The following is a 24,323-nucleotide window of genomic DNA, read 5'->3' on the forward strand; positions in this document are numbered from 1 at the left end:
AAATACGGAGAAAATGGGACTTCTGCCGATTAGCGCACGACGGCGATTTTCTGTGTGAGCGTCCTGCCTTCGACCTGGAAACGCACGAAGTAATTCCCACTGCGCAGCACCTCGTTGCCGGGATACCAGGCTGCCTCATGCACCCCTGCATCCTGCACGTAATCGGTGACGAGGGCGATCTCGCGTCCCAGCATGTCATGCACGCTGATGCGCACATGCGCCTGTCGCGGCATGCTGTAACGGAAGTGTGCATTGTCAGTTACGGAAAGGTTGAGGGGATTCGGGAACGCGGACTGCAGCTCGAACCGGGCATCGGAAAGATCCGTCATGTGCACCTGCACGGCGGCATAGTCATAGGTGCTGCCGTCGAAATCCGTCTGCCTGAGTCTGTACCAGTAGACCGGCGCAATACCTTCAGCTCGGTCCTGTGCGGATGGAATATCCACATAGCTGTAATCATGCGGTTCCATCGAAGTTCCGTAGCCATGGACGAAGCCCCGCGATTCCCAGGGTCCTTCCTTGGACTGTGCACGCAGGATCTCGAAGTGGAAATTGTTGGTTTCCGTCTCGGTACGCCATCGCAGATTGACAACGTTATCGATGGCGGAAGCATTGAAATTGCTCAGCTCCACGGGGATCCATTTGTCGCAGCAAATCCGTGCCTCCATCACCATATCGGCACTGACGCCGATGGCGGTGGATGCCGGGACGATAGCTGTTGGAGAAGTGAACTTGAAACTATGTCCATTCCCCGTGCTGTACTGACTTGGCGTCGTGAAACGGTATTTCACGACATGCCCGGTGTCCACCTTGACCTGATAGCCGATCAGGAGACTGGGGACGGGATTCTGGACAATGGGACGCACGTTGAAGGGAGGGACCACGGGAGGATCGATTTCGAAGTAACCGTAATTCCTGCCGGTATGTGCAATGAAATACGTGCTGTAAACCGTGTTGTAGGGAGAGGTGCCCTTGCGCACGAAAAAGCGAATGGTGTCTTTGGATGTGACAGGGGCATTCAGCAGTTCAAAATCAATCTTTACCGTCCACACCGTGCAGACCTTGGCCTGCGTGGTGGTGGGGGGGACGGGAACGAACATCGCCCATTCCGACGTATTGGGTCCCGTCTCGGAATAAAAATAATTCGTCGCGGACACATCATTCTGGTAATAGATGAAGTAGGGACAGATAAAAGGCAGCTGCGCGGACTTGGCGAAGCTTTCGGTCGCGAGATGCGAGAACGGCGAATTATCTGCCAATCTGGAAACTCCCTCGCGGAACGGCTGATCCGTATTTCCGGATGCCTGTTCCTGGGACAGCGTTACCGCCGGAAGCAGAAAAATCACGGCCGCAATCAATGTGAGTTTCATAGGCGTCTCAACCTCCGTACAACGATGAATATCCGGCGTAACGGCAATGGCCGCCGGCTTCGAATATGCTCTGCGTGCAATGAAGCAAAATAGAAAACACCTTGTCCCCTGTCAACGGCAATTCATGGTACCCCGCCTGCACCCGGGTCAGCTGTTCAGTCTGGACACTCAGCAGATGCGCGGCAGCATTTCTCCACTCAGGACGTTGATGATGCGCGTTCCACCAATCGGCGTGCGCATGCGAACGATACCGGGCCGGTCTTCGACGACATGGCCGATGCGGCAGGCGTGCTTCCCCTCGGGAAGTTCCCGCATGGCAGAAAGGATGCTTTCTGCTGCTTCTTCAGGAACGATGGCAATCAGTTTCCCCTCGTTTGCGAGGTACAGCGGATCGAGTCCGAGAAGTTCGCAGGCGCCATTGACTTCTGCGCTGATGGGAAGCGCCGTTTCTTCGATGTGTATGCCCACGCGCGACTGCGTGGCGATTTCATTCAGCGTGGTGGCGATGCCCCCACGTGTGGGATCGCGCATGACGCGGATGTCCTTCGTCACCTCGAGCATGCGTGCAACCAGACGATGCAGGGGCTGGGTGTCGCTGACCACGGGAGTGCTGAACTGCACACCCCGGCGCTCGGACATGACGGCAACGCCGTGATCACCGAGACTGCCGGAGACGAGGACGGCATCGCCCGGACGCGCATTGTGTCCATCGATGTGTACATCCTCTGCCACCAGTCCGACACCTGAAGTATTGATGAACATTTTGTCGCAACTGCCGCGTTCGACCACTTTCGTATCGCCGGTCACGAGGGGCACCCCGGCTTCATCCGCCGCACGCTTCATGTTCGCGACGATGCGTTCGAGCAGCTCCATCTCCAGTCCCTCTTCGAGGATCATACCGACCGAGAGTCCGAGCGGCTTTGCCCCGCCAACGGCGAGATCGTTGATGGTGCCATGCACGGCGAGCTCCCCGATGCTTCCACCCGGAAACTCCAGCGGCTGCACGACATAGGAATCCGTCGTAAACGCAATGCGTCCCCCGGGATTCTCGAACAGCGCCTGGTCATTGCCCTGGCGCAGATATGGATTGTCGAACGCCGGGAGGAAAAGCTCCTGTATGAGATCGTGCATCATGCTGCCGCCGCTGCCGTGGGCGAGCAGAATCTGTTTGTGCTTCATTCCTTGAATCCTGTTGTCATGCTTCGTGTCGGTTGCTCATGCATCGCCCGACGGCTTATGCCAGCTGCCGCTGGTAGTGATAATAGGCCGCGCAGCTGCCCTCGCTCGAGACCATGCAGGGACCGAGTGGGGATTCCGGCGTGCAGGCCGTGCCGAACACCTTGCATTCATGCGGGGTGATGACGCCGCGCAGTACTTCGCCACAACGGCAGGCGGGATGCTCCTCACTGTCTTCCACCGTGATGTCGAAACGCCGGTCAGCATCGAAATCTGCGAATTCTTCGCGCAGCACGAGTCCGCTTTCCGGTATGATGCCGAAGCCGCGCCACCCCGCCTCATCGAGGGTGAATACCTCCTCGACGGCTCCCCAGGCTTTGCGGTTTCCTTCAGGACGCACGACGCGGCTATAGGTGTTGACGAGTGCAGGACGCCGCTGCTCGTGCATTTCCATGATGGCATCGGTGGCGGCGAGCAGATCAAGGGGCTCAAAGCCGCTGATGGCGACGGGGATGCCATGCTCTTCGGGAAGAAAACGCCAGGCGTCGGAGCCGATGATGGAGGACACGTGTCCCGGACCAATCACGCCGTCGACCTTCACCTCACCCATGGCGAGCAGGGCACGCGCGCCGGGGATGGTCAGTTTCATGACCGAGCAGATGCTGAAGTTCTTCAACCCCCTTTTCCGGGCCTGCAGCACAGCTGCCGCAGCCGCTGGTGCCGTGGTCTCGAAGCCGATGGCGAAAAAGACGATTTCCCTGTCCGGTTGCTCTTCGGCGAGCTTGAGCGCATCGAGTGTGGAGTAGACGATTTCAACCGGGTAGCCCTGTGCACGTACCTGCATGAGGCTTTCGCGGCTGCCCGGCACTTTCAGCATGTCGCCGTAAGTGGTGATGGTGACTCCCGGAGTTTTCGCCAGCGCAACGGCGCGGTCGAGATCGGCATTGGAGGTGACGCAGACGGGACAGCCGGGTCCCGAGAGCATGCGCACGCTTTCGGGCATGACCGAACGGATGCCGCTGCGGAAAATCGCGACCGTGTGTCCACCGCAGAATTCCATGATGGAAATATCCCCCGTATTGCGCCGGTGGATGCGCTCGATAATGCTGCGGGCGCGCTCGCTGTCGCGAAACGCCGTGAGAACACTCATACCAGGGGATCCTCGCCTTCCGGTACTTCCTCATCGAGCAGCGACATTTCCTCGAACATGGCGAGGGTGCGTGCGGCTTCTTCCTCATCGATTTTCTCGATGGCGTAGCCGACGTGGATGAGAACGTAATCGCCCGGAGCGGCGTCGCCGTCGAGCACCATGAGACTGATTTCTCTCTGCGTGCCGCTGATGTCGACCAGCGCCATGTTGTCATCACGCAGTTCAAGAACTTTGGCGGGAACAGCCAGACACATGTACTAACCTCGTAATGTTTGTTGCGCGATCACCGCCTGACCCAGGGCAATACCGCCGTCGTTGGCGGGTACCTCGGTATGGGTGAGGACGGTGAATCCGCGATCCGTAAGTGCGCGCTGCATACCTTCGAGCAGCAGTGCGTTCTGAAATGATCCGCCCGAGAGTGCGACGGTGCGCAGTCCGCTTGCTGCGGCGATTTCCTCTATCGCCTGCACGCAGCCACTGATGACTGCGGCATGAAAACGCGCTGAAACGATGCCGGGGGAAATCCCGACATGTATATCCTCTGTAATTTCCCGAATTGCGGGCAAAAAGGAAAGCACAATCGGCCGCCCTTCGGGATGCTGAATTTCGGTGGTGTAGGGGCGCCGGAACGCCTCATCGGTTGCTGTGCCCGCTGCGAATTCCAGCGCAATGGCCGCCTGCGCCTCGAAATCCACCGTGTCATGCAGTCCCACCAGCGACGCGACGGCGTCGAAGAGACGTCCGCAGCTCGACGTGAGCGGCGCATTGATGTTTTCTTCCAGGGAAAACCGTACGGCCTGCAGTTCGTCTTTCGTCCGGCGGACGGACCAGTCTTCAAGCGCATCGAACGCCTCTGTCCCGAATGCTGCGTGCAGCAGCGATGCTGCCATGCGCCAGGGCGCGCGTACGGCGGCATTGGCGCCCGGCATGGCCGTGGTCATGAAATGTCCCATGCGCTCATATCCCTTCGCGGATCCCAGGAGGAATTCTCCACCCCATATCGTACAGTCGGTGCCATATCCCGTTCCATCGAGAATGACGCCGATGGCGTCTTCCCCGCTGCGGCCGTTTTCCGCCAGGCATGCGGCCAGATGCGCGTGATGATGCTGTACTGGAATGCGGGGCAGTGGTGCGAGACGCCGCTGCAGTTCGCTCGGCAGCAGGCCGCGGCTCCACTGCGTACCGAGATAATCGGGATGCAGGTCGTGGGCGATGGCAGCGGGTTCGACGGCGAAGATATCGAGAAGATGTGTAACGCTTTCCTCGAAGAACCCGAGTGCTTCGAGATTTTCCAGGTCGCCGACATGCTGCGTCAGGAAAGCTGCGCGTCCCTTCGTGACGCAGGCAGTGTTTTTCAGCTCCGCTCCCACGGCGAGTACGGAAGGTGCGGGAGAGGGGAGAAGAACGGGACGCGGCACGTAACCGCGTGCGCGGCGCATGGGACGCGGCTCGGAGGCGATCACGCGGAATACCGAATCGTCGCAACGCTGCAGGATTTCACGGTTGTGATGCAGGAAGGCGTCGGCAATGTCTTCGAGCCGCGTCGCCGCTTCGCTGCGCCGAATGCATATCGGTTCTTCACTGATGTTGCCGCTTGTCATCACCAGTATGTCCGCCTCACCATCGAGGAGGATATGATGCAGCGGGGTGTAGGGCAGCATGACGCCGAGGGTCGGATTGTCGAGTGAGACCGATGGTGCGATCCCATGTCTCTCGCGCAGCTGCAGAATGACGATGGGGCGCTGGGGTGATTGCAGCAGCGCCTCTTCCTCCGTGCTGCAGGTGCAGATACGGCGCACGGCTTCGACATCACGCAGCATGACCGCGAGTGGTTTCTGATACCGGTGTTTGCGCACACGCAGCAGATGCACGGCATGTTCATTCTTCGCATCCACGGCGAGGTGGTATCCGCCAAGCCCCCGCAGAGCAAGTATGCGTCCCTCTGCCACTTCCCGCTGTCCGGCACGCAATGCGGCATCGCCCTCGAGATCCACATCGCAGCCATGCAGGCGCGCGTTGCGAACGAATTTAAGCGTGGGACCGCAGACGGGACAGGCGTTGGGTTGGGCATGAAAGCGCCGGTTGTCGGGATCTCCGTATTCCCTCGCGCAGTCTTCGCACATCGGGAAATCTTTCATCGAGGTGCTGGGACGATCGTAGGGAATCGATGCAGTGATGGTGTAGCGTGGACCGCAGTTCGTGCAGTTGGTGAAGGGATAACGATAGCGCCGGTTTTCCGGATCACGGATGTCCGCCAGGCAATCGTCGCAGGTCGCCACATCTGCCGGGATCATGGCCGACGCTACCGGAGTTCCCTCACTTGCGACGATGACGAAATCCGTCTCCTCCCGTCCCGCCAACGCTTCTTCGTGCACATCGGTCACCAGCACCAACGGCGGTGCTTCCCGGATGAGGCGGGGAACAAATTCATCAACACGAACACCCTGCACCTCGATAGTGACGCCATCCCCGTCATTGCGCACAAATCCCGTAAGCGCACAATCTTTCGCCAGCCGGTACACGTAAGGACGAAATCCCACACCCTGCACAATCCCTTCAACCCGTACACGCTTCCGCACTATATGATCCAATCCGGCCATCCTCTAAAATACGCAAATTGCAGATGACAGATTGCAGATTGCAGATCTCAGATTGCAGATTGCAAATTGCAGATGACAGATTGCAGATTGCAGATGACAGATTGCAGATTGCAGATTGCAGATCTCAGATTGCAGATCTCAGATTGCAGATTGCAGATCTCAGATTGCAGATATCAGATTACAGATTGCAGATATCAGATTACAGATTACAGATTGCAAACTCAGTTGGAGCGGGGATTGCTTCCCTGCGCGTGTCCCCGGATGTCAGCATGAAGCCCGGAAGCAATTCCTGATACTCGGTATGCAATGGAAAGATTGAATAATGGAAAAATGGAAACATCACCGCGATGTCATATTTCCATTTTTCAATCGTTCCATATTTCCATACTCAGCGCATTCCTCCCCACCTTGCCGATCGGGGATTACTTCCATGCATTGAGCAGACATCCCGGAACACACTGAGGGAAGCAATCCCCGCTCCTGGGGAGTTTGCCATCTGATATCTGCCATCTGACATCTGCAATCTGACATCTGCAATCTGATATCTGCAATCTGCAATCTGCAATCTGACATCTGCCATAGTACCCGCTGGGTGCACGGTTTTTGTTGAGGGGAATTGCGATATTTACATGATGCGAGTAAGTGGCTATGTAGCGATTATGATGATGTTGTGTGCGACGGTGGCGTCGGCGCAGGATTTGCCGCCGATCGAACTGCCGTATGCGTCGTACGCGCTCACGGCGGACGGTGAGGTGCTTGGATATTACGGCGAGCAGAGGCGCGTGGAGCTGCGCAGCACGGGATCGGTTTCGCCCTGGGTCATTCGCTGCCTGCTGGCGACCGAGGACAGGGATTTCTACAATCATGACGGGGTGTCGATCAAGGGATTGGGACGCGCGGTTATCGAAACGCTCACGGGCAATACGCAGGGCGGAAGCACGCTGACCATGCAGCTGGCGCGCAATCTCTTCCTTTCACATGAACGCTCGATTTCACGCAAGCTGAAAGAAATCGATCTGGCGCGCGATCTCGAGAAAAAATTCAGCAAGGACGAGCTGTTGCTGCTGTATCTGAACACCGTGTATTTCGGCAGCGGAAATTACGGGATATGGGCGGCTGCAAGGGAATATTTTGACAAGGATCCGGCCAAGCTGAACATCACCGAAAGCGCATTGCTGGTGGGACTGCTCAAATCCCCCGAAGGCTACAATCCGCTCAAGCATCCCGGGAAAGCGAAGTCGCGTCGTAATGAAGTGCTGCACAATCTCGTGGAGGTCGAGCGTATCTCCGCCGCTGAGTATGCAGAATTGCGGGAAAAGGACCTGGATCTGCACCCGCGAAGCATCGAGGCGGGACATTTTGCGGAGTGGGTGCGGCGCGAAGCGGTGCGTCTGCTCGAAGACAAGGACGTTTCCCTGTCGAAGGATCAGCTGCGCATTTATACAACGCTGGACAGCAGGATGCAGGATGCGGCAGAATCGGCGGTGCAGGAGCAGTGGAAGGAGTTGCCCGAATCCATGCGTGACGTACAGGTCGGCGCTGCGCTGCTCGATGTGCACAGCGGAGCCGTGCGGGCCATGATCGGGGGCAATCCTGAGGCAGAAGCACGCGGACTCAATCACGCCACACAGATTCAGCGCCAACCTGGATCTTCGTTCAAACCCTTTCTCTACGCGTCGCTGCTCGAACAGGGTTACACACTCGCGACACCAGTGATGGACAGTCCCATCGTCGTCGATTCCGGCCTGGCATGGGAATGGCGTCCGATGAATGATTCCGACACGAGCAGTAACCGTCTGCTCCCCCTGCGTTACGGACTGCAGCGATCGCTCAACCTCGTCGCCGCACATGCCATGGTGGAACGCACCGATCCCGAACGCGTCGCCGCCTTTGCGCATCGCATGGGTATTGAGAGCGAACTGCGTCCCTTCCCCTCACTCGCGCTCGGCACCTCCGAAGTATCACCCATCGAGATGGCAGACGGCTATGCTACCTTTGCCTCGATGGGACACCGTGCCCGGCCCTTCAGTATTTCGCGTATTCTGAACAAGCATGGACGTGTGCTCTATCGCGCGCGGCCGGATACGGCGACGGTGCTTGATTCCGCGACGGCGTTTTTGATCACTGACGGACTGCAGGCTGTGGTTGACAGTGGTACGGCGACATCGGTACGGCGGTATTACGCGGGTCCCGCCGCCGGCAAAACAGGAACGACGCAGAACTCCACCGATGCCTGGTTTGTGGGATATACCCCGTCTTTCAGTATGGCGGTGTGGGTGGGATTCGATGATGCTTCACACAAACTGCGTGGCGCGTTCCGCTACGGTGGCACCGTGGCTGCGCCGATCTGGGCTCGCACAATGGCGCATATCGTTGACACCACTGCAGCCGACAGCGCTTTCGTGCAGCCGTCCACGGTTGAGTATCTCCCCCTCTGCAAGGAAACCGGGCTCATCGCGACGGACGATTGTCCCGACACCGCCCTCTATCCCGTCAATACCACACTGCTCCCCGCAGAATGCGACGAACACGGCGGCGGCTGGTTCTTCGGCTGGTAAGGGACTCTGAAATATGCAGATTCTGCATATTTGCGAGCTGTTTTTTATGCAGAAACTGCATAATGGAATGACCGGAGGGTCTGTTTTTCGCTCCGGGAGATGCTGTCAGGGATACAGCAGCATGCTTCCGGGAACGACACCTGCGGAAATGCTCCCGATTTCGCTACCTTCGTATGAGTAATATCCCACCGAACCTGCCTGCACGTAATCCTTCGCGTCGCTGACGTAGATGCGCTGATCCGCGGTGTCGATGAGCAGTCCATAGAAATACCCGGGGATGAAATCTGCCGTGACGGTTTTGGAGGCGAGATGGATGCGCGTGACCCCTGTGCCGCCGAGGGTGTAGAGATACCCCCTGTCATCGCGCACCAGACGCGACGGGTGTCCCCCGAGTTCGAGGGAATCGATGACGGTGAGTTTCCCGGTGTCGATGATGTAGAGTGAGCCCGGGGTATCGTCGTTCGGATCGTTGAAATCCCCGTAATCACCGTTGCAAAGCACAGCCACGGCGTCGTCGGTCAACGGGATTATCGTCGTCGGACCATCACCGACAAGGAGCGTGCGACGGACGCTGTTTGAATCGGGAACGACAACGGATACAGTGTTGTCGGATCCGAAGCCACTGTTGGCAACATAGAGCAGCCCTCTGCTGATGGCCATGCCGTCAGGATTGTTTCCGACGCTGATTTCCGCGGTGAGCGTCCCTGATGCAGGATCGACGACGGACACGGAATTTCGGTAGAGATTACTGATGAATCCCTTGCCATTATCGGCGAAGACGATACTGCGTGGACTCGCACCGTCCAGACATTCGATGCTCATGACAGGCGTCCATTCCGCCAGGTCCATAACCTCAATGCGGTGGGAGTTGTTGACGACGATATACAACCTGCCATCATGAGCCGTGAGACTGTTGCCGACATCGCCAAGGGGACGACCGGCGGCGCCCGAAAATACGTTCTGCGAAACGCGGTTCGAATCCGGAAGGAAAACACTCAGCGAAGCATTGGCTCGCTGGAACGTCCCTTCATTGAGAATGTACAGTCCCCGTGCCGTCTCGGGTATTGGCTGGGGCTCCGTGGCATCGTCTTCGGAGCAGGCGGTGAATGTGATGGAAACTGCGATGATACTGAACAGAATGGGGAGCAGGCGTTTCATGGAATTCCCTTGCATGCGGATTGGTGCGTGATTATAGGATGGAAGTGGTGAGTATGGCCCGGAAATGACGCCCGGGCATGGGGTAAAAGGCGACGACTTCGTATGCGCTGTCGAAAGCGTTGCGCAGTTCGAGCCGGAGATCGCCACGGAGTCCGACAACGTTCATTCCCACTGTCACCGCTGCATCAAGGACGGCATGCGCAGGCAGGGAAGCATCGTTGCTCTCTGTGTAGTAGCGTCTGCCGAGTACGCGCAACGTGGTGGATAGTGACAGATCCTGCGTGGCGGACCATGCCAGAAGGGCTGCGCCGCTCAAGCGGGGCACGTAAATCAACTGTTTGCCCTGTGTCGCATCGCCGGGGAAGGAGGCGTTCATCTTCCTCGCGTTCATCCACTGGCCACTGAGGCGGAGGCGCAGGCGATCGCGGAGCAGCTGCAGCATCGCAGTTGCTTCAACGCCGCGGGAGAGTACGTGCTGTACGTTTTGCGGTATCCAGTATATACCCTGCCCCGGCGCCCAGACAATTTTGTCGGTGATGTCGTGATGGAAAAATGTCAGGTCGGCAGATGCGAGGACGTTGCCGGGAGTACAGGTGAGTCCTGCTTCCCAGGCAGTGGAGTATTCAGGGCGGAGTGTGGGGTTGCCTCCTTCACGCCAGTAGAGCTGGTTGAAGGTCGGTGCGCTGAAACCCATCGACCAGCGAGCGCGAAACGCAAGCAGTTCGGGCAGCACGCCCAGATGCATCCCGAGCGAGGGCAGGAATTCATCAAATTGGCGGATTCCCGTCCTGTCGTCGATATGCTCATAACGCAGTGAGGGAAAAACATGCAGTGGAAGTTTGTTGCTGCCGATGCGAATTTCCGCAGCAGTGAAGGCGGCATATGTGCTGCGCTGCGGGCGATCACGCACCTCGGCGCTTTCCAGCTTGTCCACACGTGCTTCCACGCCACCGACAAGTTTGTGGGCATCGGCAATGGACTCCTCCCATGCGAGGGTGAGCGACGCCTGGCTGTTGCCATATTCACTGTTGAGGGCTTCCCCGGCCACCACGAGCGAAGGGTCGCTGTAGCGCTGCATCGAGCTTCGTCCCCCGAGCGCAGCTCGCAGCCGTCCGGTGGGTGTCATTTCCCAGTCCGCCTGCAGCGACAGCAGCAGGGCGTCGTCCGTCTGGCGGGCGCGGCCCTGAGCGGTGGAGAAAACAGCGCCGGGAGTACCGCTCTCAAACCTGTGCGCATCGACATACAGTGAAATCGTGGCATCCGGCAGCAGAAGATCGCCACCGGCGTTGAAGCTTCTGCGCAGGACATCGGCATTGCGGCGTGTGAGAGGATGATCACTCCACGCGGGCGTGAATGAATAGTCGTTATCCGCTTCCTGGTAAGAGAAATCGACAAACGCGCGTCCACGCGCACCCTGGACACCAGCTGATGCCGCTGCCTGCTTCCAGCCGAACCCTCCATACCCCAGGCGGAAGGACGGTTGAATGGCATGCTGCGCGGTGACGATGTTGACCACACCACCGAGTGCGTTGCTGCCGTACAGTGCCGCAAAGCCCCCGCGTGTAATTTCCACGCGGTCGACCTGGCGCAGTGAAAGCTGTCCCATATCCACCAGTGCGTTCTGCGCGGCGTTGATGCGTACCCCGTTCAGCAGAACCAGCGTGTATTCGGCTCCGAGTCCGCGAAGCGATGCCAGTTGCAGCGCGCCGCTGCCTCCGTAATCGCGTACCGTTCCGCCGGGTGACATGGCCACCAGCTCTGAGACGGCATCCACCGGGAGACGTTCGATGTCGCGCGCGGCAAACACCTCGGTCGCGGCCGGCGCATGAGCAAGCGCGGTCGGGAAACGCGTCGCTGTCACCGTGACCTGTTCACCGTAAGCGTAGAACAGCGTATCGTCATCGCCGAGACGCATCTGCGCAGGCAGCGTCGAGGTGAAGACGAAACTCGCGGCAGCGAAAATACATAAATGAAAAACCCGCAGGGTCATGATATATCCTGGCCTGCGGGGAAGTGCAAACGAAAAAACCCGTGTCGAATGACAACGGGAGTAAGGGAGCGATGGCGCGCACGTCATCAGGAACCTCACCCGCGAAGGCCTGTAATTTGTCCATGGCAGGTCTCCTGACTCGCGGCGTGCGCAATGCTCTTCCGAGTGCGCCGTTCACACCCCTTCCCGGATCACTCCAGTGGTTATCGGTATGAACTCAACGTCGCTCACAGTTGCGGGGCAGCTGCCGATTTGCACGGCATTCCCGTTTTCATCCCGTGAGGGAACCATGGATGGTTGTCAAAGAACGCAACTGTAACCTACAAGTTCGGATGGCAGATTGCAAATTACAGATTGCAGATTACAGATTACAGATTGCAGATTACAGATTACAGATTGCAGATTACAGATTGCAGATTACAGATTACAGATTGCAAATTGTAGAGGGAGTGCCCCGGTTGAGGACTTTCCCATGGATGCCATCTTCCTCGAGTGCATCAAGGATGAACAGGCGGAAGCTTCGTAACAATAGGAATGACACAATGATCAAAACCATTGCCCAGGCGCGCGATTTCGTGAAAAAAACGAAAGTCTGCACGGTGTTCCCAAGCGAAAAGGTGGAGCATACCTCGCTCTGGGAGCACGTGGACCTTCCGGACAAGAAGCCCGGGGAAGCAGGATGGGGGGAGAAGATGCACGCTGTGTGGACATGGAAAACGCGACTGCCCGCGGAGTATCCGGACGATATCTACTACGGAAAGATCAAAGGGGGCTTCGCTGTACTGATGGACAGGAAGCACATGGCGGAAACGCATTTCCCGGCAGCGTACCGACCCGTCCGTACGCTCACCCCGCTGGCGCGGCATATCAACGAACTGGTCGAGCAGCAGCCATGGGATACGACAACGCTGCGCCGCATGGTGATGGAGGACATCGCCTGCAGTAAGAGCCAGTTCGACACCGCGCTGAAAAACCTTCAGATCACCATGAATATCGTCCGCCTGAATGATCCCCGCGCCGAGCAGGATACCTGGGTGCCCTTCCGGGAACTGTACCTCGATGTCTGGCAGCGGTATGCAGAGGAGTGACGGACTATACGCGGAGAATGGAGGTTTGCTACCAGGGGGTATGCGCGCGGAATGCTGAAAATCCCCCGATCCGGTCGCATTTAAGGTGAATACTGCTTATACTCCAGATGAGTCTATCCTTTTTCTTGAGACATACAATGGAGGAGCTATGAAGCAGACAATTGCAGGGATTGGACTGGTCTGTCTCATCGTAGTTTGTATGAGCGACACGGTCAACGCACAGTTCATCGATCAGGGCTTCGGTGCCGGATTCAGCTATGGTGGAACCCAGGGGAATACCGAAGAAAACAACGGCCGAATCAACTATATCGCCCGGGGATATCTGCGTACCGGACTGCTGCCGCACATTGCTGCGGAGTTGGGATTCTCAAGCGGCCGGATAAATGGGAAGACGTTTGAGAGTCGCGTCCATTCTGCAGAACTCAGGGCCCTCTACAGTCCATTTGATATTGGTCCTTCAAATCTCTACCTGTATGCCGGTATTGGATCGTTGCACTCGCAGCACTATGACATCAGTGACGATCTCCACCGCTACAAGGGGGATGATCCGGCAATGGCGTTCATACCGGTGGGACTCGGATACCAGACCATATTGCGCAGCCGCGTGGCGCTTGAACTTTACGGTGGCTGGAATTACCTGTTGAGTGACTGGCTGAACAGCATTGCCTCAGGTGTCGACGACGAGTTCTGGACATTCTCCATCGGATTGACTTGGATAGGTGAGGGAGGAGATGCGGACAGTGATGGGGATGGTCTGCTGAACAGCGAAGAGCGGGAGCTTGGTACCGATCCCAACAATCCCGATACGGACGAAGACGGATTGAAGGATGGTGCCGAAGTGCATTCACACAGCACGAATCCACTGTTGGCGGATACTGACGGAGACGGATTGAAGGACGGAACTGAAGTGCTGGACGCAAATTCCAATCCGCTGCTGCCCGATACGGATGGAGACGGGCTAACGGACGGTGCGGAGGTCCTGACGCACAAGACAAACCCGACTGCTGCTGATACTGATGGTGATGGACTCGGTGACGGCGATGAAGTCAATCGTTATAAGACCAATCCTCTGAATGCGGATACTGATGGCGATGGCTTGGCAGATGGACCGGAGGTTTCGAAACACAAAACCGATCCGTTGAAAAAAGATACCGACGGGGATACGCTTACCGATGGCGAGGAAGTGCAGAAATATTCCTGTAATCCACTTTCCATTGATACCGACAGTGACGGACTCAAGGATGGTGATGAAGTTCACACGCATCGTACGCGTCCGGATGTTATGGATACGGACAAGGGATCGGTCGGAGATGGTGACGAGGTGAAGCGTGGCACAGATCCTCTCGACCCGGCTGATGATGTTCAGCTCGAAGCTGAGGTCGGACAGGCGCTTGTTCTCGAGGGAATCGTTTTCAATACCGGAAGTGCGGACATCCTGCCGGAATCGGAAGGCATACTCAAGAAGGCATACAACACGTTGAAGTTCAATCCTGAGATTGTTGTCGAAATCCACGGTCATACCGACAGCCGCGGAAGTAGAGCCTTGAATATGCGCCTGTCACGTCAGCGTGCGGAGGCCGTCCTTGAATGGCTGGCCGCTCGTGGAATTGATCCCGAGAGACTTTCAGCAAAGGGCTTCGGTCCCGACAAGCCAGCGGCGAGCAATGATACCGAGGAGGGACGCGCGAAAAATCGCCGCATTGAATTCGTGCGCACAAAATAGCGCATCTCTGTAATCGCAGACCGCGGAAGGCAAACTCAACTGGAGCGGGGCTTGCTTCCCTCCGCGTGTTCCGGGTGCCTGTGGATTGCACGGAAGTAATCCCTGCTTACTGGCTGCGAATGGAAAGATGGAAATATCGAAGAATGGAAATATGACATCACGGCATATTTCCATTCTTCCATCTTTCAATATTTCCATCACGCATGGATCATGCGCGGAGAATGAACGCTTGCTGACAGGGGGTGTGCGCGCGAAAGGCGAGGGGATCTACTTCCGGAGGCGGGCGAAGAAGCTGCGGAGAAGAGCGGTGGATTTGTCGTCGAGGATGCCGGGAATGACGTGGACGATGTGATTGAGTCGGTGGTCTTCGACGATATTGCGGAGGGTGCCGCAGGCGCCGGCTTTTGCGTCGTAGGCGCCGAAGACGAGCGTGGGGATACGGGCGAGGACGATGGCTCCGGCGCACATGGCGCAGGGCTCGAGCGTGACATACAGCGTACAGTTCTTCAGCTGCTTGTCGCCAAGGGTGTTGGCGGCCGCGGTGATGGCGATGATTTCGGCGTGTGCCGTGGGGTCATGCAGCTGTTCGTTCTGATTGTAGCCCTTACCGATGATGCGTCCCTCGTGCACGACGATAGCACCGACGGGGACTTCCTCTTCCTCGTAGGCACGTTCCGCCTGGCGCAGGGCCTGTTCCATCCAGCGTTCATGGTCGGTTTGCATCAGCGGGCCACGAGTGAGGCGAGAACGGTTTGCTGTACTTCGAAGAGGCGGCGGTTTTCTGCGGGAGTCACGGAAACGGTAGCCGGGTACAACGTGCATTCAAGGTATCTGCTGCCACTGTCGAAAACGACGACGCGCACGACGGGCTGAGCGGCACCGACACGATACTCGTATGCAGCGCTGATGCGATCGCCGACTTTGAACAGTTCGACGGGCTGTACCACGGTGACAGAGTCTTCGGCGTTGCGCTCCTTCAGACTGAGGCTGACCTTGGCAACGGCTTCGATGCCGTCTTTTTTCAGCGTCTGGTACAGTGCCGGATCCATCTGCAGCGGTGTGAAGGAGATCGAAGCGGAATAATCATCGCGCACCAGCCAGAGCAGAATGGACGGCGCGTTCTTCGCATCGGAAGTTTTGCTCCAGCCCTCGGGACGCAGCACGCGCAGACTGCCATCCTCCGAGGAGACATAGTCTTTCGACAGTTCGGCGGAGGCTGCGTAGCGGTACTTGGGCCAGCTGCGTTCTTCGACCTTCACGGTTTTTTCTCCGCCACCACAGGCGGAGAGAAGGATGAGCAGAAGAAACAGAAACGAATAACGCGTGCGCATGCTATTTCCCATGGTAGAGAGGATAGATTTTTTCTCCCGCAGGAATCGGGATGGTCAGGGCATTCTCGGGTGGGGGAATGGGACAGTCATACCGTTCGTTGTAGGCGCAGTAGGGACTGTAGGCGTAGTTGAAATCCAGGAACACGGAATCGGCGTAGATTTCCTCGATATCGAGATAGCGGCCGCCGCCGTAAGTCTCCGCACCGCTGGTGTTGTCGGTGAAGGGGATGAACCAGTAATTGCCGTCGCTCGTGTCTTTCGGCGCGTATACCTGCAGGGCGAAATCCTCACCATTGATCGAGAAGGGCAGTTCGCCGATATGCAGCATCTGACGGGGACGATCCTGCGAGGTGGCGATGACCACCTCCTCCGCATCCTCGAGGGGACGCAGGGCGGTGAGGAAGGCATACCGCTTGTCTACGGGGAAATAGTCGAGTCCGCTGAAAAACTCCATATCCGACGCCTTGATGGGGGTGTTGGGACTGGTCATCAGGTACTTGTCCTTCTCGAGCCTGTCCTTACGCACTTCCAGTGAGTAGACGTCCTGTGTTTCCATGTCCTCCTGCCTGTCGGCGGATTTTTCTTCCGGTGAACCGCAGCCGGTCAGGCTGAAGGCGGTCAGGAGGATGAAGGAAAGAAGGAATGTAAAAACCGCGAGTCTATGCTCGCGGTATGAATATCGTTGCGATGTGTACATGCGTGCTTACTCTGTACGTGAGAATTTCTTTTCCTCGAGCACCAGGCGCAGCGAGATTCGATGCGAGGCGTCCTTGAATTCGCTGAACAGGGCATTTTGTCCGAAGGCATAATCAAGATACAATTTCGGGAGATGAATTCCCGCACCGAAGGTCAGCAGCTGCTTGCTGTCGTGCTTGTCGTCGAAAAAGACGTCACTGAGTCCACCCCGGAGGGCGAACACATCGCGGAAGCGGTATTCGAGTCCGACATGTGGATTGATACTCACCGGTCCCAGGTTCACCGTCGAGGCAAACTCGCGTCCCTCGCCCATCATCTCGAGATCCAGCGTCGGAAGGATTCGTCCGCCAAGCGCTTCGATGGCATAGGCCGCACCGACACGCACCGTGGGGGAAACGAGTTCATTGCGTCCGGTACTCCATGCCATCAAGGTCGTGGTCACGTCCTGCACCGAGGCGCCGAGCATGAGCTTATCACTCATGCGGTATTGTGCACCGATATCGAAGCCGACACCCATGGCATTTTCGTCATGCAGGTCACGGCGCAGCAGTTTCAGGTTCACGCCGAGTGCAAGCCTGTCATTCGCATTGTAGGCGTAGGTGAGGTACCCGACCCAGTCGGTGGCACTGAAGTATTCGACCTTGGAAGGATCGATGCGGTCGTTGGGATCGAGCTGACCGTTTCCGTCCAGATCGATCAGTGCGTTGCGCGTATCAGCGATATCGTCTACGCCTGAGCGCGTGATGGAAAGCGCGAGTGTGTATTTCTCACCGAACGGCCAGGCCACACCGCCATAATTGTAGCTGAGCAATCCGCCGAAGCGCTGCTCGTGCATCAGTCCGATTTCCGGGTAGGTCGTGCGCATGAGTCCGGCAGGATTCCAGTATGCCGACGTAATGTCATCGACCGCGGCGACATGTGCCCCGCCCATCGCCAGCCCCCGGCTTCCGAAACCGGTCGCCATGAAATCACCGGCATATTTCGCTACCGTCGTCTGTGCCTGAAGGCTCGATACACCCATCAGCAACGCGGCCGCGAAGAGGAAGACCTTGAATGTTGTACGCATATGCATATCCTCGGTGAGAAGTACTGAGAAATATGGGGAAGAGAAGAGAGTGAAGCAAGTCCGAAACCGGAGTATGATTACGCAGATTATTCGCAGAGGGAATTCGCAACGCAGATTTTCGCAGGGAGACGTCATGAATTTTCCTCTGCGTAACTCCGCGGGTACTCCGCGATAATCTGCGTTGCTCTTCAACCCGCGACAAATCTGCGTTCCTCTTTCAATCTGCGAAATCTCTCTTATTTTTGACACATGAGTCGAGCGTATGCTACAGGCAGATATGTGGGGATTATGGCCGCGTGTTATGCGGTGTGGGTGGGACTGTATTATCTGACGGGGTGGATCGGGGAAGTGCGGGGAGCGGTGTTCGATCCGTCGCTGGGGGTGGACAGCGAACTGCCATTCTGGTCCGGCGCGGTATACGTGTATCTTCTGGCCTATGTGATTGTGCTCGGTCTTTTTTTTGTCAGGCGGGATCCGGCGTTTCTCAACCGGGCATTCCTGGCGTTTATCAGCATGAACCTGTTCGCATTTCTGCTTTTTGCCCTGTTCCCGGCTGAAGGCCCCCCGCGTCCGGCAGTGACGGAGCTCAGCAATTCGATTGTAGTTTTCATGCAGAGTATCGATGCGCGGTGGAATGCGTTTCCCAGCCTGCATGTCGCGAATCCCTGGCTGGTGGCGCTGCTTGCGCTGCGGGAGCGTCCCAAAGCCCCTGTCAGCCTGCTCCTTCTCCTGCTCGCCATCGCGATATCCCTTTCAACCCTCCTCATCCGGCAGCATTACATCCTCGATGTGCTCGGGGGATTCGCCCTCGCAGTGCTCGTCTTCGCCATCTTCCATCGTCTCCGTATCTCCTCCAACCCCTGGTAAATCTATCTGGGGGAACACGGATCTTCACGGGTGAAGCGGATTAGTGGGAACACCGATTACACCGATTGGACTGATTCTCACGGAAGTTTGTGGAAGCGAAATGCTCCTCATTTCCGTGAAAATCAGTCCAATCTGTTTACTCCGTGTTCCCACTAATCCGTGAGATCAGAGCTGTCCGTGTTCCCCTCTTCGATGCCCGTGTTCCCACTGATATTATTCGATCGGGGCTTTGAGGGGGGCAAAGCCTTCATTGCCATTGGGATCTTCGAAGCGGAAGAGTACGGATTCACCATCATCGAGCTTGTCGACGAAGTTCTTGAACTCCGAGACGTTGTCGATGGGGACGCGGCGGCCCTTGCGAATGGCTTCGAAAATCACGGTGCCCTGCGGCAGATTATTTTCGAAGGCCTTGCCCGGACGCTGGACGTCGGTGACGAGCACGCCCTTTTTGCGATCGAAAGTCTCGCGTGCTTTTTCATCGAGGGGCTTGATGGTGAAACCACTGTCTTTGAATTTCAGCGGTTCCGATCTCTCGATTTTCACATCATTCGAGCTCTCATCTTCAGCCAGCGTTTTCTCGTCTTCATCGCGCCCTTCCAGGGTCACGGTTTTCGAGATGTACTTTCCATCGCGCCAGATCTTGAGCATCACTTTGTCGCCGGGGTGCTTCATACCGACGCGTGCCTGAAGCTGATTCGAGGTTTCAACCGCACGGCCGTCCACCTCAACGATGGCGTCGCCGCTCTCGAGTCCGGCCTTCGCTGCGGCACCGTCCTTGACGAGACTCTGCACGAGCACGCCCTGGTACACGTCCATTCCGAGTGCGTCCGCGGTCTTGGCGTCGACGTCCTTGATACGGATGCCGATATATCCTCGCACGAATTTCCCGTCACGGATCAGGGCTTTCGCGACCACCTTGGCAAGGTTGATCGGGACGGCGAAACCGAGATAGGTGCCCTGCATGGCGCCGGCGATCGCGGTATTGACGCCGATCACCTGTCCACTGAGATTGACCAGGGCGCCGCCGCTGTTCCCGGGATTGATGGCCGCATCGGTCTGGATGAAGTTTTCGATGCCATAGCCCTGGCGGTCGCGCATGATGCCGATGTTGCGGCTGATGGCGGAAACAATGCCCGCGGTCACCGTGGAGGTGAGTCCGAGCGGATTACCAACGGCGAGTACCCAGTCTCCGGGACGAATTTCATCGCTGTTGCCCAGCGATGCGGCGGAGAGGCCTGTTTCATCAATTTTGATGACAGCGATATCCGTGTTCTCATCCTCGCCGATCAGGCGGGCGGTGTATTCGCGGTTATCGTGCAGCGTCACGGTGATGCCGTCTTCGATGACGTTTTCGACCACGTGACGATTGGTCATGATGTAGCCGTCATCCGAGATGATGATGCCGGAACCGGCACCTGAGCTGTAAGGCTGCTTGTCGCTGTCTTCCGGCTGACGGTTGAAAGGCCAGCCCCGGAAAAACTGATGGGGGTTATTGTTCTCCACACGCGTTTTCACACTGATGTAGACAACCTGGGGTGTGACGATCTGGGAGACGTTGCGGAAGGTCTCGTTCAACGATGCAGCGTCAGCAGGCGGCGTGTATGGAGCGCTGCTGTTGAACTCTGTATTTGTATCAGCAAAGGAGAGATTCGCGCCACTGAAGCTGCTGACCAGCACGGCGCCGAAAAGAATCCCCGTACTCACAAGGATAATTGCTGTGAGAACTGTGCGTTTTGACATGATCTGTTCCTCCTGTCAGAGTACCGACAATAAGTAGTTGTGCTTCAAGTCCAAGACGATACCAATTACAGTAACAACAAATCGGTCATAAAAATTGCGTTGGTGAGACAATACTGTCGAAAGTCGATGCCGGAGGCTGCCGACACAGCGTGAAACCTCAGCTGAAAATATCGAGCATGGGGAGGGACTTCACCTGGCGCATCTCCGGTATATGTGATGCAATATGCCTGTGTAAAAGATTCAAACCTTCCCGGGCTGCATGCGGCGACATATTCAAACGGTACACCTGTGAAACATCGTGTTGATCAATCCAGGCCAGGGCGCGCACGGTTTCGATTCCCGTCTCCATACTGTCGAGCGCCGGGGGACAGGAGGCGCAGGTAAATCCGCCGTTGGTCAGCGAGAACGCCGCCTTGCCGTGCAATGCCGTTTCCTCACTGAAGGACGTTCTGCATCGAATGCAGTGATGCGCGTCGAGACCGAATCCCATCACCTCGGAGAGGCGGTAGAGATAGTGAAGAAGAACGTTGACGGGACGCACATCCTCCGCGTCCAGCGCCTCAAGCGCATGCAGCAGCACATCATACAGTTCTTCATGCGCTTCCTCCCCGTGTACGGTGGCGTAAAGGAATTCCAGAACAGCGAATCCGTACATGAGCCTGTCGGGACCGTCGACCACACGCCTGTACTGGCGTATCAGGTCTGCCTGGGAAAGCAGCTGCAGTTCGCGCTGCTCTTTCGTGTAAATGACGGCGTCTGACCGGCTCATCAGGTCGAGCGCCGCGCCGAATTTCGCCTTACTGCTGCGCGCTCCTTTGACAATGACGCTCATGCGCCCGAAATCGCGCGTGTACAGTGTGAGAATGCGGCTTGTTTCGCCATACTTCATGCTTCTCAACACTATGCATTCAGTTTTGACGATCATACGGCTAAAATGTTCCTACGGAAAAAGTGCGAGGAGGGTTTCGGTGTAGGGAGGGGCACAAATTCCCCTCTCCGTGATTATGCCGGTGATGAGGTCGGCGGGAGTGACATCGAACGCTGGCGTGTACGTTGCGGCGTCCTCAGGGGCGATACGCAGCGATCCGCACATGGTCAGCTCGTCGCCCTCGCGTTCCTCGATGGGAATATGGTCTCCGGTAGCGAGTGCGGGATCGATCGTCGAGAGCGGGGCCGTGATGTAAAACGGAATCCCGTGGTGGCGGGCGGCTACCGCGAGTCCGTACGTCCCGATTTTGTTCGCGGAATCCCCGTTCGCCGCGATGCGATCTGCGCCGGTGATGGCGACCTGCACGCGTCCCTGCCGCATGAGCATGGCCGCGGTGCTGTCGCTGATCAGCGTTGCCGGGATACCGGATTTTTCCAGCTCCCACATCGTGAGACGGGCACCCTGGAGCAGGGGACGCGTTTCGTCGGCATATACGTGAATGTCTTTTCCCGCTGTATGGGCCGCGAGGAGAACGCTGAAGGCCGTGCCCGTTCCGCCGGTGGCCAGGGCGCCGGTGTTGCAGTGCGTAATCACGCCTGCTCCGTGGGGAATGATCTCCATGCCATGCCTGCCCATCGCGGTACAGCGACGTGCGTCGTCGTCATGGATTGCCCGTGCCTCCGTTTCCAGTGCCGCACAGAGGGCGGCGGGATCGGGTGTTGATCGGATGATGGTGCGCATGCGATCCAGCGCCCAGAAGAGATTGACGGCAGTGGGACGCGTGGCAGCGAATTCCTCGCATATCTGTAGGAGTACGGTCTGCGCATCGGGCGGCGGCACCTGGCCTGCGAGCAGCTGTTCGCGCGCGGCGAGCGTGACGCCGTAGGCGGCGGCGATACCGATCAGGGGGGCACCACGTACGCGCAGACTGCGTATGGCTTCCAGCATGACGCGATAATCCGCCGTTTCGACGATGCGTTCTTCGCGCGGCAGCGCGGTCTGGTCGAGAAAGCGCAGCGACGCCGGGGTGAGTTCTATTACCGGGGGACGAGAAGGTTCCATAGCACGGTGTCCTCGTCTGTGGATGGTCAGAATGTGCTCATGACGCGAAACGCATTGAAGCGCTCGCTGATCTGTTCCTGCGTGAGCTCACGAATGCCCTCGATGGAAAATTCCTCGACGCAATGCGAGGCGAGGACGCTGCCATAAACGACCGCCTTGCGCATGTTGGCGACGCTGATGTCGTTGGTGCGGTCAAGCCAGCCGATGAATCCTCCCGCAAAGGTATCGCCCGCGCCCGTTGGATCCTTGATCGCTTCAAGCGGGAAGGCAGGGACAGTGAAGTAGTTGTCTTTTGACATCAGTACCGCGCCATGCTCGCCTTTTTTGATGACGACGACGGAGGGACCCATGCGGAGCATTTTCTTTCCGGCCTCGATGAGGTTGCTTTTCTTCGTGAGCATGCGGGCTTCTTCATCATTGAGTATCAGCACGTGCACACGCTTGATCACCTCTTTCAGCTCCTTGAGACTGATGTCGATCCACAGGTTCATCGTGTCGCAGACCACGAGCTTCGGTTCCTCGATCTGATCGAGCACTTCCATCTGAAGGGAAGGATGGATATTCCCAAGAAGGACGTACTCGCTCTGTTTCCAGGCATCCGGAATGACGGGGTGGAAATCCTCGAACACGCCGAGTTCGGTATACAGCGTGTCGCGGGTATTCATATCGTCATGATAGCGTCCCCCCCAGCTGAAGGTTTTTCCTTCCTCCACGCGTACGAGTCCGAGAAGATCGACATTGCGCGAGGTGAGATAATCGACATGCTTCTGCGGGAAATCATTGCCGACGATGCCCACGAAGCGCACCTGTTCGGTCAGATAGCTGGCCGCGATCGAACAGAAGGTGGCGGAACCGCCAAGGGCCTGTTCCATTTTTCCAAAAGGGGTTTCGAGGTAGTCGAGTGCGACGGATCCGACGATGAGGACGCTCATTATTCTGCTCCTGTTTCCACGATGGTTGTGGCGCTATCCGCGCCGGTTGACGGTAATCGAAAGCGATTTGGCTTCCTCGAGCACGCGCAGCATCTCATCATGAATGCGTCCGTTGCTTGCGAGGAAGGGCAATTCGTAAATGTCGTGTTTCTGGCCTTCGAAGCCAGACACACGTCCCCCGGCCTCCTCGACCAGCAGTTCTCCCGCCGCTTTGTCCCATGGCTGCAGCGAGACTTCCCAGAAGCCGTCGAGCCGTCCCGCGGCCACGTATGCGCAGTCCAGCGCCGCACTGCCCAGGCGCCGGATGGCCTGCGCTTCCTTGAGAAAGGCGATGAAGCGCTCATAGCAGTAATTGGGATTTTCCCTGATGTTATACGGAAATCCCGTGACCAGCATCGACGTTTCGACGCGATCGGCGTCCGACACGTGTATGCGTTCATCGTTGAGGAAGGCGCCACCGCCGCGCGTGGCATGAAACAGTTCATCGCGCATCGGATCGTAGATGACGCCGACGATGATGCTTCCCTCGAACTCCACGGCAATGGAAATGCTGAAAATGGGAAACGCATGGGTGAAGTTCGTCGTGCCGTCAAGAGGATCGATGATCCAGCGGTACGGCGCGTCGCCCGCATGTGCGCCGCTTTCTTCGCCGAGAATCGCATGATCCGGCCAATCGGCCAGGATGCGCCTGACGATGCTCGCTTCCGCATTGCGGTCGGCTTCCGTCACCAGGTTGAACTGCTGATTGTTTTTGACCTCGATATGCCGCAGGTCGCCGAGATGATGCAGAAGAATCTCTCCCGCCTCCCGCGCTGCCGCTCTCGCAGTCTGCAATATGTCATTCTGTACAAGTGTCATCAGTCAGGTAAAATACGGAACATCGGGGTA

20 protein-coding genes and 1 riboswitch are annotated in these 24,323 nt (G+C 57.4%); of the genes, 4 read left to right on the forward strand and 16 right to left on the reverse strand.

Going from position 1 to position 24,323, the window contains the following annotated elements; all coding sequences use genetic code 11:
* Nucleotides 1–29 precede the first annotated feature (29 nt).
* The 5 genes from KQI65_09090 to hypF form a co-directional block, all read right to left on the reverse strand.
* Nucleotides 30–1,370 (reverse strand): T9SS type A sorting domain-containing protein, encoded by a 1,341-nt coding sequence (locus KQI65_09090; protein MCB2204894.1) that lies wholly within the window; start codon nt 1,368–1,370, stop codon nt 30–32.
* Nucleotides 1,371–1,538: 168 nt separating this feature from the next.
* Nucleotides 1,539–2,549: a hydrogenase expression/formation protein HypE gene (gene hypE, locus KQI65_09095; GenBank protein MCB2204895.1), complete on the reverse strand. Its 1,011-nt coding sequence runs from the start codon at nt 2,547–2,549 to the stop codon at nt 1,539–1,541.
* Between the two features lie 55 nt (nt 2,550–2,604).
* Nucleotides 2,605–3,696: a hydrogenase formation protein HypD gene (hypD, locus tag KQI65_09100; protein ID MCB2204896.1), complete on the reverse strand. Its 1,092-nt coding sequence runs from the start codon at nt 3,694–3,696 to the stop codon at nt 2,605–2,607.
* A complete protein-coding gene (locus tag KQI65_09105; protein ID MCB2204897.1) occupies nt 3,693–3,950 on the reverse strand; it encodes a HypC/HybG/HupF family hydrogenase formation chaperone in 258 nt (85 codons plus the stop codon). The genes hypD and KQI65_09105 overlap by 4 nt, the downstream gene beginning before the upstream one ends.
* Before the next feature lie 3 nt (nt 3,951–3,953).
* The gene (gene hypF / locus KQI65_09110; protein ID MCB2204898.1) at nt 3,954–6,296 is read right to left on the reverse strand and encodes a carbamoyltransferase HypF; all 2,343 of its coding nucleotides are present in this window, start codon (nt 6,294–6,296) and stop codon (nt 3,954–3,956) included.
* 629 nt (nt 6,297–6,925) lie between these two features.
* Between hypF and KQI65_09115 the strand changes: the two genes are divergently transcribed.
* Nucleotides 6,926–8,854 (forward strand): penicillin-binding protein, encoded by a 1,929-nt coding sequence (locus KQI65_09115; protein ID MCB2204899.1) that lies wholly within the window; start codon nt 6,926–6,928, stop codon nt 8,852–8,854.
* A 105-nt stretch (nt 8,855–8,959) separates the two neighbouring features.
* On the opposite strand, the gene KQI65_09120 is transcribed toward KQI65_09115, so the two are convergent.
* Both KQI65_09120 and KQI65_09125 read right to left on the reverse strand, forming a co-directional pair.
* Complete coding sequence (locus KQI65_09120; protein MCB2204900.1) at nt 8,960–10,012, reverse strand: hypothetical protein; 1,053 nt, start codon at nt 10,010–10,012, stop codon at nt 8,960–8,962.
* Between the two features lie 31 nt (nt 10,013–10,043).
* Complete coding sequence (locus KQI65_09125) at nt 10,044–12,002, reverse strand: TonB-dependent receptor (GenBank protein ID MCB2204901.1); 1,959 nt, start codon at nt 12,000–12,002, stop codon at nt 10,044–10,046.
* 106 nt (nt 12,003–12,108) lie between these two features.
* Nucleotides 12,109–12,309: riboswitch (cobalamin riboswitch) on the reverse strand.
* Nucleotides 12,310–12,544: 235 nt separating this feature from the next.
* Here KQI65_09125 and KQI65_09130 point away from each other — a divergent pair.
* Nucleotides 12,545–13,090: a hypothetical protein gene (locus tag KQI65_09130; protein MCB2204902.1), complete on the forward strand. Its 546-nt coding sequence runs from the start codon at nt 12,545–12,547 to the stop codon at nt 13,088–13,090.
* Nucleotides 13,091–13,238: 148 nt separating this feature from the next.
* Entirely contained in the window at nt 13,239–14,813 is a 1,575-nt protein-coding gene (locus tag KQI65_09135; GenBank protein MCB2204903.1) for an OmpA family protein, read from the forward strand.
* Between the two features lie 267 nt (nt 14,814–15,080).
* Here the strand turns inward: KQI65_09135 and tadA are convergent, their stop codons facing one another.
* From tadA to KQI65_09155, 4 genes are read right to left on the reverse strand one after another with little or no spacing between them, the layout of a single operon-like run.
* Nucleotides 15,081–15,536 (reverse strand): tRNA adenosine(34) deaminase TadA, encoded by a 456-nt coding sequence (gene tadA / locus KQI65_09140; protein MCB2204904.1) that lies wholly within the window; start codon nt 15,534–15,536, stop codon nt 15,081–15,083.
* Nucleotides 15,536–16,144: a hypothetical protein gene (locus KQI65_09145; protein MCB2204905.1), complete on the reverse strand. Its 609-nt coding sequence runs from the start codon at nt 16,142–16,144 to the stop codon at nt 15,536–15,538. The genes tadA and KQI65_09145 overlap by 1 nt, the downstream gene beginning before the upstream one ends.
* A 1-nt stretch (nt 16,145) precedes the next feature.
* Nucleotides 16,146–16,841: a DUF1684 domain-containing protein gene (locus KQI65_09150; protein ID MCB2204906.1), complete on the reverse strand. Its 696-nt coding sequence runs from the start codon at nt 16,839–16,841 to the stop codon at nt 16,146–16,148.
* A gap of 6 nt (nt 16,842–16,847) precedes the next feature.
* The gene (locus tag KQI65_09155) at nt 16,848–17,906 is read right to left on the reverse strand and encodes a PorV/PorQ family protein (GenBank protein ID MCB2204907.1); all 1,059 of its coding nucleotides are present in this window, start codon (nt 17,904–17,906) and stop codon (nt 16,848–16,850) included.
* Nucleotides 17,907–18,194: 288 nt separating this feature from the next.
* On the opposite strand from KQI65_09155, the gene KQI65_09160 reads away from it, so the two are divergent.
* Nucleotides 18,195–18,773 (forward strand): phosphatase PAP2 family protein, encoded by a 579-nt coding sequence (locus tag KQI65_09160; protein ID MCB2204908.1) that lies wholly within the window; start codon nt 18,195–18,197, stop codon nt 18,771–18,773.
* A gap of 213 nt (nt 18,774–18,986) precedes the next feature.
* On the opposite strand, the gene KQI65_09165 is transcribed toward KQI65_09160, so the two are convergent.
* From KQI65_09165 to KQI65_09185, 5 genes are all read right to left on the reverse strand, one after another.
* On the reverse strand, nt 18,987–20,513 hold the full coding sequence (locus tag KQI65_09165; protein ID MCB2204909.1) for a trypsin-like peptidase domain-containing protein: 1,527 nt from the start codon (nt 20,511–20,513) through the stop codon (nt 18,987–18,989).
* Between the two features lie 157 nt (nt 20,514–20,670).
* A complete protein-coding gene (gene recO, locus KQI65_09170; protein ID MCB2204910.1) occupies nt 20,671–21,402 on the reverse strand; it encodes a DNA repair protein RecO in 732 nt (243 codons plus the stop codon).
* Nucleotides 21,403–21,453: 51 nt separating this feature from the next.
* A complete protein-coding gene (gene mtnA / locus KQI65_09175; GenBank protein ID MCB2204911.1) occupies nt 21,454–22,503 on the reverse strand; it encodes an S-methyl-5-thioribose-1-phosphate isomerase in 1,050 nt (349 codons plus the stop codon).
* 26 nt (nt 22,504–22,529) lie between these two features.
* On the reverse strand, nt 22,530–23,435 hold the full coding sequence (locus KQI65_09180) for a bifunctional hydroxymethylpyrimidine kinase/phosphomethylpyrimidine kinase (GenBank protein ID MCB2204912.1): 906 nt from the start codon (nt 23,433–23,435) through the stop codon (nt 22,530–22,532).
* A gap of 33 nt (nt 23,436–23,468) precedes the next feature.
* On the reverse strand, nt 23,469–24,293 hold the full coding sequence (locus KQI65_09185) for an inositol monophosphatase (GenBank protein MCB2204913.1): 825 nt from the start codon (nt 24,291–24,293) through the stop codon (nt 23,469–23,471).
* Nucleotides 24,294–24,323 lie beyond the last annotated feature (30 nt).

The organism is bacterium (assembly GCA_020444325.1).
Classification (GTDB): domain Bacteria; phylum Bacteroidota; class Ignavibacteria; order SZUA-365; family SZUA-365; genus BM516.